We start from the raw sequence: 15265 nt of genomic DNA on the forward strand, positions 1-15265 counted from the left end.
AGCGAGTGGCTATGGCCTGTGTACAACGGCGCTTCGCCACGCTAGCACTGGTAAAATCTCCGTCAAATGGTTATGTCTGTTCACGAATTGGCCGGTCGGCCAGCCTCATTCCCAGCCGCGTCGGAACCTCTGCCATGAAAGCCGCCATACTCGTCTTTCCCGGAATCAACCGCGAGCGCGACATGGCGCGCGCCCTGAGGCTGATCTCCGGCAGCGAGCCCGCGATGGTCTGGCACGCCGAGACCTCGCTGCCTGCGGGCACCGATCTCGTGGTCGTGCCCGGCGGCTTCTCCTACGGCGATTATCTGCGCTGCGGCGCGATTGCGGCACGTGCGCCGGTGATGGACGCGGTGCGCGACTATGCGGCCAAGGGCGGCCTCGTGCTCGGCGTCTGCAACGGTTTTCAGATCCTCTGCGAGTCCGGCCTCCTGCCGGGCGTCTTGATGCGCAATGCGCGGCTGAAATTCATCTGCCGCGACGTGCATCTGCGCGTCGAGCGCTCCGACACGCCGTTCACCCGCGGCTACAATGCCGGTCAGGTGATCCGCGTGCCCGTCGCCCATGGTGAGGGCAATTACGAGGCGGACGAAGAGACCATCAAGCGGCTCGAAGGCGATGGGCGGGTGCTCTATCGCTACTGCTCAGCCGATGGCGTGGTCGACGAGGCCGCCAACATCAACGGCGCGGCACATTCCATCGCCGGCATTGTCAACGACAGGGGCAACGTGCTCGGCATGATGCCGCATCCGGAAAACCACGTCGAAGACATCATGGGCTGCACCGATGGCCGCGGCCTGTTCGCCGGTCTTGCCCAGCATCTGGAAAAAGCGGCGTGATTGCGTTCGTGATGAAGCGTGCTCTCGCCGCCGTCGTGGCGCTCGCGCTCGCGACATTTTCAGTAGCGACTTGCGCATCCGCACAGGATTATCCCAAGCGTCCGATCACCATGATCGTGCCGTTCGCGGCAGGGGGAACCTCGGACGTGATCGCGCGGGCGGTTGCCGAGCAGATGGGGATTGCGCTCGGCCAGACCATCGTGATCGAGAATGTTGCCGGCGCCGGCGGCTCGACCGCGCTGGCGCGTGCCTCCCGCGCCGAGCCTGACGGCTACACCATCGCGATCGGCAATGCCGGCACCAATGCGGCGACCTATACGATCTATCCAAAACTGCCGTTCACCCCTGAGTCCTTCGTGCCGATCGCGATGGTGGCGAAGACGTTCGGCATCATTGCGCTGCGCAAGGACTTTCCGGCGAAGGACCTCAAGGAGTTCATCGCCTATGCCAAGGCCAATCCGGGCAAGATCAATCTCGGCCATGCCGGCGTCGGCTCCTCCAACTATCTGATCTGCAAGAGCTTCGTCACATCAGCCGGGATCGATGCGACGCTGGTCGGCTATCGCGGCGCCGCGCCGGCACTGACTGACGCGATCGGCGGCCAGATCGACGGCGTCTGCGACGCGGCCGCCTCGGTGTCCCAAGCAATCAACGACAAGCTGGTGAAGGGCCTCGTGGTCGGCTCGACCGTTCGGCTCGCGACGCTGCCGGATCTGCCGACCTCGGCGGAAGCAGGCCTGCCCGAGTTCGAGGCGCAGGGCTGGAACGGCCTGTTCGCGCCCAAGGGCACGCCGCCGGCCGTCATCGCCAAGCTGAACGCAGCCGCGCGCACGGCCGTCGAGACCGAGGCGGTGAAGAAGCGCTTTGCCGACCTCTCGACCGTTGCGCCCGATGCCGACGAGCATACGCCGGAAGTGCTGCAAAAGCTCGTGACGCGTGACGTCGAGAAGTACCGCAAGATGCTGGCAGACGACGCCAACAAGTAGCCTGCGCAAGGAGCCTGGCGGCGGCCGGCGTATGGCCGCCCAGAAGGCTTACTGGAGCACAGGAATGCGGGCGATGACCTTGATCTCGAAGTCGAAGCCAGCAAGCCAATTCACGCCGACGGCCGTCCAGTTCGGATAGGGCGGATCGCCGATCTCCTCGGTGCGAACGGCCATCACCGTCTCAATCTGGCTCGCCGGATCGGTGTGGAATGTGGTGACGTCGACGACATCATCCAACGTGCATCCACCGGCTGCGAGCACGGCACGCAAATTGGCGAACGCGCGCCGGACCTGGTCCTCGAACACCGGCTCGGGTGAGCCGTCCTCGCGGCTGCCGACCTGCCCCGACACGAACAGCAGGTCGCCGGAGCGGATCGCTGCGGAATAGCGATGCACTTGATAGAGCGCGTGGCGGTTTTCGGGGAAGATTGCCTCTCGCTGGGGCATGGCAGGAGCCTTTCAATCGATGGATGGGGCGGATGGAACGTGGGCGCTCCATGGGTGGCGTTTCGCGGCATTTTCAGATACGTTTCGTATGTCAGGTATCACTCACATACGAGGCGTATGTCAAGGGGGTCGAGTGGCAAAGGGGAAGCGCGCCGCGGCCATGGCGGAAAATCGGGCCAAGCTTATCCGCGCCGCCCGCGAGGCATTCGCCACGCAGGGCTATGCAGCCGCGTCGATGGACGAGCTCACTGCCGCCGTCGGTCTGACGCGGGGCGCGCTGTATCACAACTTCGAAGACAAGAAGGGGCTGCTCTGGGCCGTCGTCGAGCAGATCGATGGGGAGATGGCGGAGCGGCTCCGCATCGCCCGGGAGCAAGCGCCCAGCCTGTGGCTGGGCCTGCTCGCGGAGGGAAGCGCCTATATCGAAATGGCGCTCGACCCCGAGATCCAGCGCATCATGCTTCTGGATGGACCTGCCGTGCTCGGCGATCCCTCCAAATGGCCCGGCGAGAACGCCTGTCTCGACATCACCATGCGAACGATCCGCGCGCTGATCGAGCAGGGGGTCGTGAAGCCGGTCGACGTCGAAGCGGCGGGGCGGTTGCTGAACGGCGCTGCGCTCAGCGCCGCCTTGTGGGTCGCGGCCGCCGACGATCCCAAGAGTGTGTTGAGCAAGGCCGTTGATGCGTTTCGAGAGCTGGCGAGTGGATTGCTGCGCGAGGCGCGTGAACCTGCATAGGTTTTGAGGCGACTGACTCTCGTCACCATCATGGCGCCGATCAGGTTCGCCGATTTTTGCCGGATGAAGCAACTCAAAGTTGTTTCATTGCATCGATTGCGATATCAGGAAGCGGCGCTGTCGTAGTGCTTTCCGGATGTCACATGCCCGTCGCTTTGGTCGTTCTGCTGCTCGATATCACGCTGATCTATCATGCCTCGCGAACCGGACGGTTGCGGCCCTGGGCCTTCATCATCCTGCTGGTGCCGATGATGGGCGCGATCGCCTATATCGCGGTCGAGCTCATTCCCGAATGGTTTTCCAGCCCCGGTGCACGGCAGGCGCGCCAGCGTGTCGCCAATCGCCTCGATCCCGAGAAGCGCTATCGCGAGCTGTCCGACCGGCTGGCCGGCACCGACACCATCGTCAACCGCGCGGCGCTGGCGGACGAGTGCGCAAATATCGGCCGATTTGCCGAAGCGGAAGCGCATTATGATCATATCCTGAAGCTGCCCTTGGGCCACGATCCCGCCTATGCGCTGCGCAAGGCTCAGGCGCAATTTGGCGCCAGCCGCCCGGCCGATGCGCTCGCCACGCTGGACGATCTGCAGAAGCAATGGCCCGACTTCGATTCCGCCGACGCGCATCTGCTCTATGCCCGCGCGCTCGCCGAGGTCGGACGTCTCGACGAGGCGCTGGAGGAATACCACGCGCTCGTCGGCTACTTCCCCGGCGCCGAAGCGCGGGTGCGCTACGGCATGCTGCTGCAAACGGTCGGCTGCACCACTGAAGCGCGCATGGTCTTCAACGAGCTGCTGATCCAGATGCGCCGCGCGCCGAAATATCTGCGCAAGGCGCAGGCGGAATGGCTGTCGATCGCGGAGAAGCAGCTGTCGACCTAGCCGCTCGCTAGCGCCACTTCAGCCGCTCCGCCGGCACCGTCATGGCCGCAACGCCCGCCATCACCAGCACCAGCCCCAGCGCGAGGTTCGACGGCACGCTCTCGCCGAGCAGCAGCACCGAGAGGCCGACGCCGATCGGGATGCGCAGATAGCCTTGCGCGTTGGTCGTGAGCGTGCCGAGCCGGCCGAGGCAGATGTAGAACAGCATCAGGCCGAGGGCACTGGAGACGATGCCCATGACGATCGTGGCCACGATCGCGGTGGGCGTCGGCTGCAGCGTCCAGGGCTGGTCGATGATCAGCGCGGGCGGCAGCAGCACGAGGCCGCCGAACAAGAGCGAACCTGCCGCCACCACCATCGGATCGTATTCGGACAGGCGGAGGCCGAAGATCGTCGCGCAGGCAAAGGAAATGGTGGCGAGCAGGATCGCGATCTCCGCCACGATCTCGCTGCCGAAGCCGCGCAGCGCGTCGAGCCCGACGATGGCGACGGTGCCGGCGAGTCCCAAAATCGCACCAGTTAGCTTGAGCAGCGTCGCCGGCTCGTGCCGCGTGATCAGCGAGGTGATCAGGAAGGCGAAGATCGGCGTGGTCGAGGCCAGCACCACCGTGTTCGATGCCGGCACATATTGCTGCGACCACGTGATGATCAGGAACGGGAAGGTCGAGTTGATCAATTGCTGGGTTGCGAACAGCTTCCAGGCTTTCGCGTCGGTGGGGATCCTGGTGCCGCGCATCCACAGGATCGCGAACAGGAAGGCGGCGGCGATCAGTGAGCGCGCCGAGATGAAGGTGATGGGCGGGATGGTGGGGAGCGCCAGCTTGGCCAGCGGATAGGTCGAGCTCCAGCAGCAGGCGAGCGCAAGCAGCAGCGCATAGTCGCGCCAGCTGTGCGCACCTTTGGCGGTCATGGACGGCAACGGCGCTGATGCGGCCGGCCTCGCGCGGCCCGCCTCGGATGTGCTCTGCGGCACCTTGTTCTGCTCCCCGGCGCCAAAAGCGCTTGCCGGAAGTCTGGGCGAGGGTGCGCGAAAAGGGAAGCGTCGAGCTATGCGTCTGGCTGCGGGAGTGCCTTCCGCTTCATCCGCTTGATCGTGCCGGAAAAGGTGAGCAGCAGCCGCTCGCCGGACATCATCTTGCCGCGCAGGAAGATCAGCGAACCGCCGGCGCGGGTGACCTCGCCGGTGCATTCGATCAGCTCGCCCTCGCGTGCCGCGTCGAGGAATTCGCAGGCGAAATTGGTCGTCACCGCCCGGCTGTCCAGGACATGGGTGGCGATCGCAAACAGCGAATAGTCGGCGAAGGCCATGTAACAGCCGCCATGGACGTTCCCGGAGCCGTTGAGATGCTTATTCTCGACCCGGAAGGCGCTGCGGACGCTGCCGTCTGCCTCGATCCGGTGCCAGAAGGGGCCGACATGGGACTCAAAACTGTCGCGAATCCAGGTCCGCCAGCCCACAAATTCGCCCTCGGTGGCGACATGGAGCTCGGGGCGGCGCGGCGGGGGCGCTTTGGTCAATTCGTGCAAGGAAATAGGCCTTCAATTGCGGGTCTTTAGACCTTAAATCCGATCCGACCGCGCCGTGCAATTCCCGTTCCCGCGGGCTCCCCGGCGCAAAACGTGGGACAGCGGGAAAATGCGCCATAAAGGGCTTTTCGAAGCCGTCCGATGTTCCTAAGAACGGCCAAACCGCCGCCGAAAGCCTCGAATCCATGAAGAATGAACCCAAGATCACCCCCGAGCTGGTTGCCGCCCACGGGCTCAAGCCCGACGAGTATGAGCGGATCCTGAAGCTGATCGGGCGGGAGCCGACCTTCACCGAGCTCGGCATCTTCTCGGCGATGTGGAACGAGCACTGCTCGTACAAATCCTCGCGCATCCATCTGCGTGGCCTGCCGACCAAGGCGCCCTGGGTGATCCAGGGCCCCGGCGAGAATGCCGGCGTGATCGACATCGGCGATGGCCAGGCCGTGGTCTTCAAGATGGAGAGCCACAACCACCCGAGCTATATCGAGCCGTACCAGGGCGCGACCACCGGCGTCGGCGGCATCCTGCGCGACGTCTTCACCATGGGCGCGCGTCCCATCGCCTGCCTCAATGCGCTCAGCTTCGGCGCGCCCGAGCATCCGAAGACGCGGCATCTCGTCTCCGGCGTGGTGGCGGGCGTCGGCGGCTACGGCAATTCCTTCGGCGTGCCGACGGTGGGCGGGCAGGTGCGCTTCCACACCCGCTACGACGGCAACATCCTCGTCAATGCCATGGCGGTGGGTCTCGCCGATGCCGACAAGATCTTCTATGCGGCGGCCTCCGGCGTGAACATGCCGATCGTCTATTTGGGCTCCAAGACCGGCCGCGACGGCATTCACGGCGCCTCGATGGCCTCGGCCGAGTTCGACGACAAGTCCGAGGAGAAGCGCCCGACCGTGCAGGTCGGCGATCCCTTCGCCGAGAAGCTGCTGCTCGAAGCCTGCCTCGAGATCATGGAAAAGGGCTGCGTCATCGCGATCCAGGACATGGGTGCGGCCGGCCTGACCTGCTCGGCGGTGGAGATGGGCGCCAAGGGCGACCTCGGCGTCGACCTCGACCTCGATGCGGTGCCGACCCGCGAGACCGGCATGAGCGCCTACGAGATGATGCTCTCGGAGAGCCAGGAGCGCATGCTCATGGTGCTCAAGCCCGAGAAGGAGAAGGAAGCCGAGGCGATCTTCAAGAAGTGGGGTCTCGACTTCGCCGTCGTCGGCTACACCACGCCGAGCAAGCGTTTCGTGGTCAAGCATGGCGGCGACGTCATGGCCGATTTGCCGATCAAGGAGCTCGGCGACGAGGCACCGGTCTATGACCGGCCGCATGTCCCCTCGGCCGCGTTGCCGGTCGTGCATGCCCGCGACGTGCCGGCGCCGATGGGCTTAGGTAGCGCGCTGGAGAAGCTGATCGGCACGCCCGATATGTGCTCTAAGCGCTGGGTTTGGGAGCAGTACGACCACGTCATTCTCGGCAACACCATGCAGCGTCCGGGCGGCGATGCGGCCGTGGTGCGCGTGCAGGACGGGCCGAAGGGCCTCGCGCTCACCGTCGACGTCACGCCGCGCTATTGCGAGGCCGATCCTTATCAGGGCGGCAAGCAGGCGGTCGCGGAAGCCTGGCGCAACATCACCGCGGTCGGCGGCAAGCCGCTCGCGATCACCGACAATCTCAACTTCGGCAATCCTGAGCGGCCCGAGATCATGGGCCAGTTCGTCGGCTGCCTGAAGGGCATCTCAGAAGCCTGCCGCACGCTGGACTTCCCGGTCGTGTCCGGCAACGTCTCGCTCTACAACGAGACCAACGGCCGCGCGATCCTCCCGACACCCTCGATCGGCGGCGTCGGCCTGCTCGACGATTTCACCAAGTCTGCCTCGCTCGCCTTCAAGGCCGAGGGCGAGGCGATCCTCCTGATCGGCGAGACCCACGGCTGGCTCGGCCAGTCCGTCTATTTGCGCGACATCTGCGGCCGCGAGGAGGGCGCACCGCCGCCGGTCGATCTCGCCGCCGAGAAGCGCAACGGCGACGTCGTGCGCGGCATGATCCATGCGGGCACTGCGACTGCGGTGCACGATCTCTCCGACGGCGGTCTCCTGATCGCGCTGGCCGAGATGGCGATGGCGGGCGGCATCGGCGCCAAGCTGCTGGCGGCGCCGGCCGCGCTGGTGCCGCAGGCCTATTGGTTCGGCGAGGACCAGGCGCGCTATCTCGTCACCGTGCCGGAAACCGAAGCCGGCCGCGTGCTCGCCAAGATGCGCGGCTGCGAGGTGCCCTGCGTGCGGATCGGCACCACCGGTGGCGATGCCATCGCGATCGCCGGCGAGGCGCCGGTGACGATCGACAGCTTGCGCAAATCGTTCGAGCGCTGGCTGCCGGAGTACATGGGCGGCAAGGCGGCCTGAACTGCCGCCACACACTCCGTCATTGCGAGCTCAGCGAAGCAATCCAGAATCTCACTGCTGAGGCAGTCTGGATTGCTTCGTCGCAAGGGCTCCTCGCAATGACGGGCGGAGAGGCTATGCCTCACAACACCTTCGACGCGCCCGGGATCTGCCGCAACGCTCGCGTCAGCGCCCAGCTCGCCGCGACAGTCAGTACAAACCCGATCGTGGCCTTGACGATCGCCGGCAGGTCATAGTCGAACAGCCAGTATTGCAGCCACAGTGCGATCGGATAGTGCACCAGGAACATGCCGAACGCGTCGCCCTGCATTGGATCGAGCAGCCTGGCTGAGCCTGATTGCTTGAACCTCTGGAAAAAGGCCAGGATCAGAAACATGATGGCCACGCTGAAGACAGTGAAGCAGATGGCATAGAGCGCTTCATACCAGTCCGGCAACGGTGACGGGTTGCCCAGTATTTCGCGCTTGATGAAGATCAGCCCCCACAAGAGGCAGTACGGAACGATCGCCAGCACCATCCAGTCCCAGCTGACCTTCGCCATGCGGCCGTCGACAGCGAGCAGCCCGCGATCCATTTGCGCAACGCCGATGCCGGCACCGAAAAAGAAGTAGGTCGCATAGAGCATCACGCGCCCGTGCTGGACCGAGAACGGCCCGAACTCGAACCAACTGCTATGCCCGTAGCGAACCAGCCCGGGAATGTAGAACGCCGCGGTGACGGCCAGCATGACCGCGAAGAACACCGCGGGCCGGCGGCGACCATGTAGCGAGAGGCGATTGATCGGATCGAGCAGATTGGGCGACAGCCGGTGCAGCAGGCAGGCAACCAGGTCGAAGGCGAACAAGACCCAAAGGAACCAGATCGGCCCGCTCGGCCACGGGCCCTTCGTGACCATATTCCACCAGAATTCCGAAAAGCCGATCTCAGGATGCTGCCGCAGGGAGATCGCGTAATAGGCGACCGGAATGATCGTGAAGGCGCAGATCGCGAAAGGTAAGCCAAGCCGAAGCAGGCGATCTGCCAAATAGCCCCGCACTCCCTTCCGGGCGATGCCAGACCAGGCGAACAGCCCCGACAGGAAGAAGAACATCGCCATGAAGAAACTGTCGGTGGCGAGCACGATCATGTCGAAACCGAAGAAATATGTCGGATCGGTATGACCGAAATAGGTATAGGGGATCACCGCGTGATGCAGCAGCACGACCAGAGTGAGGAAGGTGCGGGCGCGATCGATCGCCAAATTGCGCACCTTGCTCTGCGGCGCGGCATGCACCTCTGCGCCGATCGTCGCTGAATGTGACATCGTCATCGTGGCCGCCCCGATCCTGATTCCGGCTGGACTGTGCCGCCGGGAACTCGATTCAGCAAGAGCCTGGACTCCCTTAGGAACCAGTTCCGCGCAGCGAAGTTAGCGTCCGCCGAAAACGGCGAAGGCCGTGAGAAGCGGCAGTTCGGAGCTGGCGATGACGATCCTCAAATGGGCGCTGATCTTCCTACTTGTCTCGATCGTGGCCGGCGTGCTCGGCTTTACCGGCATCTCGGCCGCCTCGGCCGACGTCGCCCGCTTCCTGTTCTACGTCTTCGTCGTGATCTTCCTGGTGCTGCTGATATTGGGACTCACGATCTTCAGGGCGTAGCTGATTTCATTCGTCAGTCCGGGGCGGTCCGAAGGACCGAACCCGGAAGCTCGAGATTCCCCGGTGCGCAATTGCGCACCTGAGGTCTGGTCCCTCGGACCATCCCGAATGACAACATCGAGAGCTACCCCACTTCCTCGATCTTCACCTTGTCCGGATAAAACGCCAGATGGCCTGAAATCTCCGTCATCGCGGGGAAGGGCGTCTCGTAGGTCCAGATTGCGTTGTCCAGCGTCTTGCCGTCGGCCTTGACGCTGTAATAGTTCGCGTCCCCCTTGTAGGGGCAATGGGTCACACGGTCGGTACGCTCCAACAGGGCCATGTTGGTGTCCTCCCGCGGCACATATTGCACCGCCGGATATCTGGCCTCCTTCAAGGTCAGCGCCTTGCTGGTCTCGGCGATCACGATGTCGCCCGCGGTGACGCGGACGCGCCTCGGGTTTGGGGTGATGGTGATCGGGTGGTCGGGCCCTGGAAGCTTCATGATTTCACGCCTTTTCGATCAATCTGCCGCGCGCGGCACTTTGTCGTGCCTTTGTCCTGATGGGATCAGGGATATAGTGCCGGAAAGCGTGACGTAGAAGGCCGTTCACGCTAAGTTTGGCCTTGCCGGCAAGGGGACCCCGGCAGCGAATCGATGATGAGGCTGCTGTGCAGCCAAATAAGGAGCAAGACCCGAATGCCCATGGACGCCCACGATATCGAGGCGATGATCAAGGCAGCGATCCCCGATGCCGAGGTGACCATCCGTGACCTCGCCGGCGACGGCGACCACTATGCCGCGACCGTGATCTCGGAATCCTTCCGCGGCAAGTCGCGCGTCCAGCAGCACCAGATCGTCTACCAGTCCCTGCGTGGCCAGATGGGCGGCGTGCTGCACGCGCTGGCGCTGCAAACCGGCGTACCAGGTACCTGACGAAGCTGCACCTGACCTGACCAGCGCCACGGGGGACGATGATGGCTGCGGACAATCCGCACGGCGCGATGTTTCGCGTCATCACGCCGAACCAGCACAGCCGCGTCACCAATGCCGAGCTGTTCTTCGACCTCGTCTTCGTCTTCGCCGTCACGCAGATCTCGCACGCGCTGCTGCACCATTTCACGCCGCTCGGCGCGGTGCACGTCGCGGTGCTGTTTCTCGCGGTGTGGTGGGTCTGGGTCTTCACCGCCTGGGTCACCAACTGGCTCAATCCCGAGCTGACGCCGGTCCGGCTGCTGCTGTTTGCGATGATGCTGGGCGGCCTCGTGCTGTCGACCACGATCCCGACCGCCTTCGAGGGGCGTGGGCTTTGGTTTGCGATCGCCTACGCGGCCATGCAGGTCGGACGTACCGCGTTCTGGCTGTTCGCAACGCCGGCGCACAGGACCTTGGTACGGCACAACGCGATCCGCATCCTGGTCTGGCTCTCCGTCTCCGCGATCTTCTGGATCCTCGGCGGCCTCGCCCATGACGAGGCGCGGCTGTGGTTCTGGATCGCCGCCCTGACGATCGAATACATCTCGCCCGCGGCCCGCTTCTGGGTCCCCAGGCTCGGCTTCTCGTCGGTCGAGGCCTGGGCCGTCGAGGGCGGCCACATGGCCGAGCGCTGCTCTCTGTTCGTCATCATTGCGCTCGGCGAGGCGGTCGTCGTCAACGGCGCGACCTTCGCCGAGCTGGAATGGACCGCGGCCAACATCCTGGCCTTCGTCTCGGCACTGGTCGGTGCCATCGCGATGTGGTGGGTCTATTTCCACAAGGGCGCCGAAGCCGGGTCCGAGTGGATCTCGAAGTCCACCGAATCCGGCCGTCTGGCGCGGCTCGCCTACACCTATCTGCACCTGCCGATCGTTGCCGGCATCATCCTGACGGCGGTGTCGGACGAGCTGGTGCTGAAGCATCCGACCGGCCATTCCGACATCCGGACGGTTTTGAGCACGATCGGCGGCCCGCTGGTGTTCCTGGTCGGCACCATCCTGTTCAAGCACTCGGTCCGCGGCTTCCTCCAGCTTTCGCACGGCATCGGCATCATCCTGCTGCTGGTGCTGTGGTGGTTCGCGTCGGAACTGTCGCCGCTATGGCTGTCAATGGCGACGAGCGCGATCATGATCGTGGTGGCGGTGTGGGAGTCGGTGTCGCTGGGGGCGAAGGTGGAGGAGGCCGAGGAGCGTTGAACGCGGACCTGCGCAAGCGCCTCGTCCTTCGAGACGACCGCTCCGCGGTCTCCTCAGGATGAGGCTCATCAGCATCGGTGCACGTTGAAACTGTCGCCGCACACTCGGTCCTCATCCTGAGGGTCCGCCTTAAGGCGGGCGTCTCGAAGGATGTGCTGCGGAGGGAAGAAGATCTCAAACAGCGGAGCTCTTACCCCGCGACCTCCAGCGCGTGCACCGAGAACATCTTCGCCGCATCCGTCCAGCTCTCGCGGACGCGCCAGCCCGCGCCCTGGGCCAGCGCGGCAAAGCGCTCGATGCTGTATTTGTAGCTGTTCTCGGTGTGGATGCTCTCGCCCGGGCGGAACGAGAAGCTGGTGCCGAGCAGGCGCACGGTCTGGCTCTTCTTGCTGATCAGGTGCATCTCGATGCGGTGCCGCTCGCGATTGTAGATCGCGCGATGGGTGAAGGCGGACAGGTCGAAATTGCCGCCGAGCTCGCGGTTGATGCGCACCAGCACATTGAGATTAAAGCGCGCGGTGACGCCGGACGCATCGTTATAGGCGTCGAAGAGGATCCGCTCGTCCTTCTCGAGATCGGCGCCGATGATCATCTGCGCGCCTTTGCCGAGGATCTTGCGCGCGCTTCTCAGGAAGGCCTGCGCTTCCTGCGGCTCGAAATTGCCGATGGTCGAGCCGGGGAAGAAGCCGACCTTCGGTAGGGAGGCGACGGCCGTCGGCAGCTCGAACGGCGTGGTGAAGTCGGCTGCGACCGGATAGATGCCGAGCGCCGGGAAATCCCGCTTCAGGCCGCTCGCCTGTGCCTTCAGGAAGTCGCCGGAGATGTCGACGGGGACATAGGCCGCGAATCTGCAATGATTGAGCAGCAGGCGCACCTTCGTGGTCGCGCCGGCGCCGAACTCGACCAGCGCGGCGTGCTCCGGGATGATTCTTGCGATCTCGCTGCCGCGCTCCTTGAGGATCGATAGCTCAGTGCGCGTCGGATAATATTCCGGCAGCTTGGTGATCGCCTCGAACAGCTCCGATCCGGTCGCGTCATAGAAGTATTTCGGCGATAGCCTTTTCGGCTGCTGCGAGAGGTCCTCGATGGCCTCGCGGGCGAAAGCGGTGGTCTGCTCGTCGGGAAGATGGGCTTCGGCCAAAGCGCTGGCGTGCACATTCATGATACTCTCCTGAACGCGCTGTCCGGCGCGCATCTGTCGTCGGAATTTTTCAGTCGTAATCGGCAAGCCGCAGTCCGGTGAACTGCCAGCGGTGGTGCGGATAGAAGAAGTTACGATAGGTGATACGGCTGTGGTCCGCCGGAGTTGCAAGCGAGGAGCCGCGCAGCACCAACTGGTTGACCATGAACTTGCCGTTGTACTCGCCGAGCGCGCCCTCGACGGCGCGATAGCCGGGGTAGGGCGCGTACGAGCTGCGGGTCCATTGCCAGACAAGGCCGAAGGCGTCGTTGAGCTGGCCGGTGCGGGCCGCGACTTCCCATTCCATCTCGGTCGGCAGGTGCTTGCCGGACCAGCGCGCGAACGCATCCGCCTCGTAATAGCTGACGTGGCAGACCGGCGCGTCCGGATCGACCGGCTTGAGGCCGGCCAGCGTCATCACCTGCCATGCGCCGTCGACCTCGCGCCAGTAGCCGGGGGCCTGCCAGTCTTCCTTGCCGGCCGCGGCAAAGCCGTCCATCAGCCACAGGGGTGCGGTCCGGTAGCCGCCATCCTGCATGAAGGCGAGCCACTCGGCATTGGTGACCAGATTGCGGGCGATCCTGACCGGACCGACCAGGGCGCGGTGCGCCGGCTTCTCGTTGTCGAAATGAAAGCCGTCGTCGACATGGCCGACGGTGTGGATGCCTTCGTTCAGCGTCAGCCAGTCATCGCCGCCGCGCGTGGTGGCCGGGAAGCGCCAGTCCGGATCATAGGCCGGGTAGATCGGGTTTTGCGCAAAGGCATGCAGGATGTCGGTGAACATCAATTCCTGATGCTGCTGCTCGTGGTTGAGCCCGACCTCCACCAGCGGCGCGATTGTGCGCAGCTTGTCCGCTCCGGCCTCGCGGAAGAATTTGCTGACGGCCGCATCGACGTATTTGCGATAGGCGCCGACCTCGTCGGCGCTGGGGCGCGTGATGTCGCCGCGATGATTGCGGGCATGCCGCGGCCCGGCGCTGACGTAATAGGAATTGAACAGGAACGCGAAATCGGGATGGAAGGGCCGGTAGCCGGCAGCATGCTCGCCGAGCAGGAATTGCTCCCAGAACCAGGTGGTATGGGCCCGGTGCCATTTGGTCGGGCTGGCATCGGGCATGGACTGGATCTGCTGGTCCTCGGGCGACAGCGGCGCTGCCCGCCGTTCGGTCTCATTGCGAACGCCGAGGAACGCCGCTTCCAGGCGCTGGGCGAGGTCGTCCTGGTGGGAGGACGGTGACGAAAGCTGGGGCGCAACCGTGGCTGAGGCTTGTTTCGTCACGTTTTTCTCCAGACAGGACAAGAGAACGTTGTTGGCGTTGCCCGGTTCCAAAACCGAGGTTCGTCCTAGATAGGGGCTCCGTTACGGTATGAAAGTCCTCTGCGGCGATGATATTAATGTCATCAGCCTATGGACCCGGCGGGCTCAATCCGGCCGCCCAGGGACCCGTCGCCGCCATTTTACTTTGGATGCACAACGGTTTGGGCTACATATATAGGCAGGTATCGGGTTAAATCGGCGGAGCCGGCCCGAAGCAATTGTTGAGGGCTCTGCCCCAGAAGGACACGGATATGAGCATCGCGGAATTCATCGACAATGAAGTGAAATCCAACGACGTGGTTCTGTTCATGAAGGGGACGCCGCAATTTCCGCAGTGCGGTTTCTCCGGCCAGGTCGTCCAGATCCTCGACCATATCGGTGTCGGCTATAAGGGCCTCAACGTTCTCGAATCCGCCGAGCTCCGCAACGGCATCAAGGAATATTCGAACTGGCCGACCATTCCGCAGCTCTACGTGAAGGGCGAGTTCATCGGCGGCTGCGACATCGTCCGCGAGATGTTCCAGGCCGGTGAATTGCAGCAGCTCCTCTCCGAGAAGGGCGTCGTCGTCGCGGCCTGACACGTGACCGTGCTGACGCGCCGGATTGGCGGCGCGGAGCTCGAAGTCATCGTCGCCGATATCACCACATTGAGTGTTGACGCCATCGTCAACGCCGCGAACACGTCGCTCCTTGGCGGGGGCGGCGTGGATGGCGCGATCCACCGGGCAGCCGGGCCCGAGCTCGTCGCCGAATGCCGCATGCTCAACGGTTGCAAGACGGGCGACGCGAAGATCACCAGGGGCTATCGGCTCAAGGCCGCGCATGTGATCCACACCGTCGGTCCGGTGTGGAATGGCGGCACGCTGGGCGAGGACGATCTGCTCGCCTCCTGCTATCGGCGGTCCATGGCGCTTTGCGCGAAGCACGAGCTGATCTCGGTGGCATTTCCCGCGATTTCGACCGGCATTTATCGCTTTCCTGCCGAACGGGCGGCCGATATCGCCGTGCGCACGACGATCGAAGGGCTGGCTTTGGCGCCGACCGTCGCTCGCGTCGTGTTCTGCTGCTTCTCCGAGCCGAGCGCCAAGCTCCATGCCGAGACGCTTGCGCAACACGGCGGCCCTTGTGCCGATTGAGCTGGTCAGTACACTCCGAGCGCCATGTTCC

The 15265-nt window shown here is 64.2% G+C and carries 17 protein-coding genes; 10 read left to right on the forward strand and 7 right to left on the reverse strand.

Annotation, left to right across the window (positions count from 1 at the left end; translation table 11 throughout):
* Positions 1-134: 134 nt before the first annotated feature.
* Both purQ and ACNJYA_RS14355 read left to right on the forward strand, forming a co-directional pair.
* Positions 135-836 carry a phosphoribosylformylglycinamidine synthase subunit PurQ gene (purQ, locus tag ACNJYA_RS14350; RefSeq protein WP_439366693.1) on the forward strand — a complete coding sequence of 234 codons (702 nt, stop codon included), beginning with the start codon at positions 135-137 and terminating at the stop codon, positions 834-836.
* Positions 833-1822 (forward strand): tripartite tricarboxylate transporter substrate binding protein BugD, encoded by a 990-nt coding sequence (locus tag ACNJYA_RS14355; protein ID WP_439366694.1) that lies wholly within the window; start codon positions 833-835, stop codon positions 1820-1822. Before purQ ends, ACNJYA_RS14355 begins: the two co-directional genes overlap by 4 nt.
* A 48-nt stretch (positions 1823-1870) precedes the next feature.
* Here ACNJYA_RS14355 and ACNJYA_RS14360 read toward each other — a convergent pair whose 3' ends face one another.
* Entirely contained in the window at positions 1871-2269 is a 399-nt protein-coding gene (locus ACNJYA_RS14360) for a RidA family protein (RefSeq protein WP_212258017.1), read from the reverse strand.
* 160 nt (positions 2270-2429) lie between these two features.
* On the opposite strand from ACNJYA_RS14360, the gene ACNJYA_RS14365 reads away from it, so the two are divergent.
* The gene (locus tag ACNJYA_RS14365) at positions 2430-3008 is read left to right on the forward strand and encodes a TetR/AcrR family transcriptional regulator (protein ID WP_439403138.1); all 579 of its coding nucleotides are present in this window, start codon (positions 2430-2432) and stop codon (positions 3006-3008) included.
* Positions 3009-3151: 143 nt separating this feature from the next.
* Complete coding sequence (locus ACNJYA_RS14370) at positions 3152-3889, forward strand: tetratricopeptide repeat protein (RefSeq protein WP_439366696.1); 738 nt, start codon at positions 3152-3154, stop codon at positions 3887-3889.
* A 7-nt stretch (positions 3890-3896) separates the two neighbouring features.
* Here the strand turns inward: ACNJYA_RS14370 and ACNJYA_RS14375 are convergent, their stop codons facing one another.
* A complete protein-coding gene (locus ACNJYA_RS14375; RefSeq protein WP_439366697.1) occupies positions 3897-4862 on the reverse strand; it encodes a DMT family transporter in 966 nt (321 codons plus the stop codon).
* A 74-nt stretch (positions 4863-4936) separates the two neighbouring features.
* Complete coding sequence (locus tag ACNJYA_RS14380; RefSeq protein ID WP_439366698.1) at positions 4937-5416, reverse strand: PaaI family thioesterase; 480 nt, start codon at positions 5414-5416, stop codon at positions 4937-4939.
* Positions 5417-5601: 185 nt separating this feature from the next.
* Between ACNJYA_RS14380 and purL the strand changes: the two genes are divergently transcribed.
* The gene (gene purL, locus ACNJYA_RS14385) at positions 5602-7812 is read left to right on the forward strand and encodes a phosphoribosylformylglycinamidine synthase subunit PurL (protein ID WP_439366699.1); all 2211 of its coding nucleotides are present in this window, start codon (positions 5602-5604) and stop codon (positions 7810-7812) included.
* 121 nt (positions 7813-7933) lie between these two features.
* Here purL and ACNJYA_RS14390 read toward each other — a convergent pair whose 3' ends face one another.
* Positions 7934-9121, reverse strand: a complete 1188-nt coding sequence (locus ACNJYA_RS14390) for an acyltransferase family protein (protein WP_172782959.1) — start codon at positions 9119-9121, stop codon at positions 7934-7936.
* A 154-nt stretch (positions 9122-9275) separates the two neighbouring features.
* Here ACNJYA_RS14390 and ACNJYA_RS14395 point away from each other — a divergent pair, with 154 nt between their 5' ends.
* A complete protein-coding gene (locus tag ACNJYA_RS14395; RefSeq protein WP_172782960.1) occupies positions 9276-9449 on the forward strand; it encodes a DUF1328 domain-containing protein in 174 nt (57 codons plus the stop codon).
* Between the two features lie 124 nt (positions 9450-9573).
* On the opposite strand, the gene ACNJYA_RS14400 is transcribed toward ACNJYA_RS14395, so the two are convergent.
* Positions 9574-9933 carry a DUF427 domain-containing protein gene (locus tag ACNJYA_RS14400; protein ID WP_260371385.1) on the reverse strand — a complete coding sequence of 120 codons (360 nt, stop codon included), beginning with the start codon at positions 9931-9933 and terminating at the stop codon, positions 9574-9576.
* 195 nt (positions 9934-10128) lie between these two features.
* On the opposite strand from ACNJYA_RS14400, the gene ACNJYA_RS14405 reads away from it, so the two are divergent.
* Complete coding sequence (locus tag ACNJYA_RS14405) at positions 10129-10365, forward strand: BolA family protein (RefSeq protein WP_011088461.1); 237 nt, start codon at positions 10129-10131, stop codon at positions 10363-10365.
* Between the two features lie 41 nt (positions 10366-10406).
* Positions 10407-11600, forward strand: coding sequence for a low temperature requirement protein A (locus tag ACNJYA_RS14410; protein WP_439403139.1), 1194 nt, complete (start codon positions 10407-10409; stop codon positions 11598-11600).
* A 190-nt stretch (positions 11601-11790) separates the two neighbouring features.
* Here ACNJYA_RS14410 and egtD read toward each other — a convergent pair whose 3' ends face one another.
* Together egtD and egtB are read right to left on the reverse strand one after the other, a co-directional pair.
* Positions 11791-12762 (reverse strand): L-histidine N(alpha)-methyltransferase, encoded by a 972-nt coding sequence (gene egtD / locus ACNJYA_RS14415; RefSeq protein WP_172782962.1) that lies wholly within the window; start codon positions 12760-12762, stop codon positions 11791-11793.
* 49 nt (positions 12763-12811) lie between these two features.
* The gene (gene egtB / locus ACNJYA_RS14420; protein WP_439403140.1) at positions 12812-14110 is read right to left on the reverse strand and encodes an ergothioneine biosynthesis protein EgtB; all 1299 of its coding nucleotides are present in this window, start codon (positions 14108-14110) and stop codon (positions 12812-12814) included.
* A gap of 239 nt (positions 14111-14349) precedes the next feature.
* On the opposite strand from egtB, the gene grxD reads away from it, so the two are divergent.
* The gene (grxD, locus tag ACNJYA_RS14425) at positions 14350-14676 is read left to right on the forward strand and encodes a Grx4 family monothiol glutaredoxin (protein WP_212258026.1); all 327 of its coding nucleotides are present in this window, start codon (positions 14350-14352) and stop codon (positions 14674-14676) included.
* Positions 14677-14679: 3 nt separating this feature from the next.
* Positions 14680-15234 carry an O-acetyl-ADP-ribose deacetylase gene (locus ACNJYA_RS14430; RefSeq protein ID WP_212258027.1) on the forward strand — a complete coding sequence of 185 codons (555 nt, stop codon included), beginning with the start codon at positions 14680-14682 and terminating at the stop codon, positions 15232-15234.
* Positions 15235-15265: the final 31 nt, after the last annotated feature.

The sequence above is a fragment of the Bradyrhizobium sp. BLXBL-01 genome (genome assembly GCF_051853025.1).
Lineage (GTDB): Bacteria > Pseudomonadota > Alphaproteobacteria > Rhizobiales > Xanthobacteraceae > Bradyrhizobium.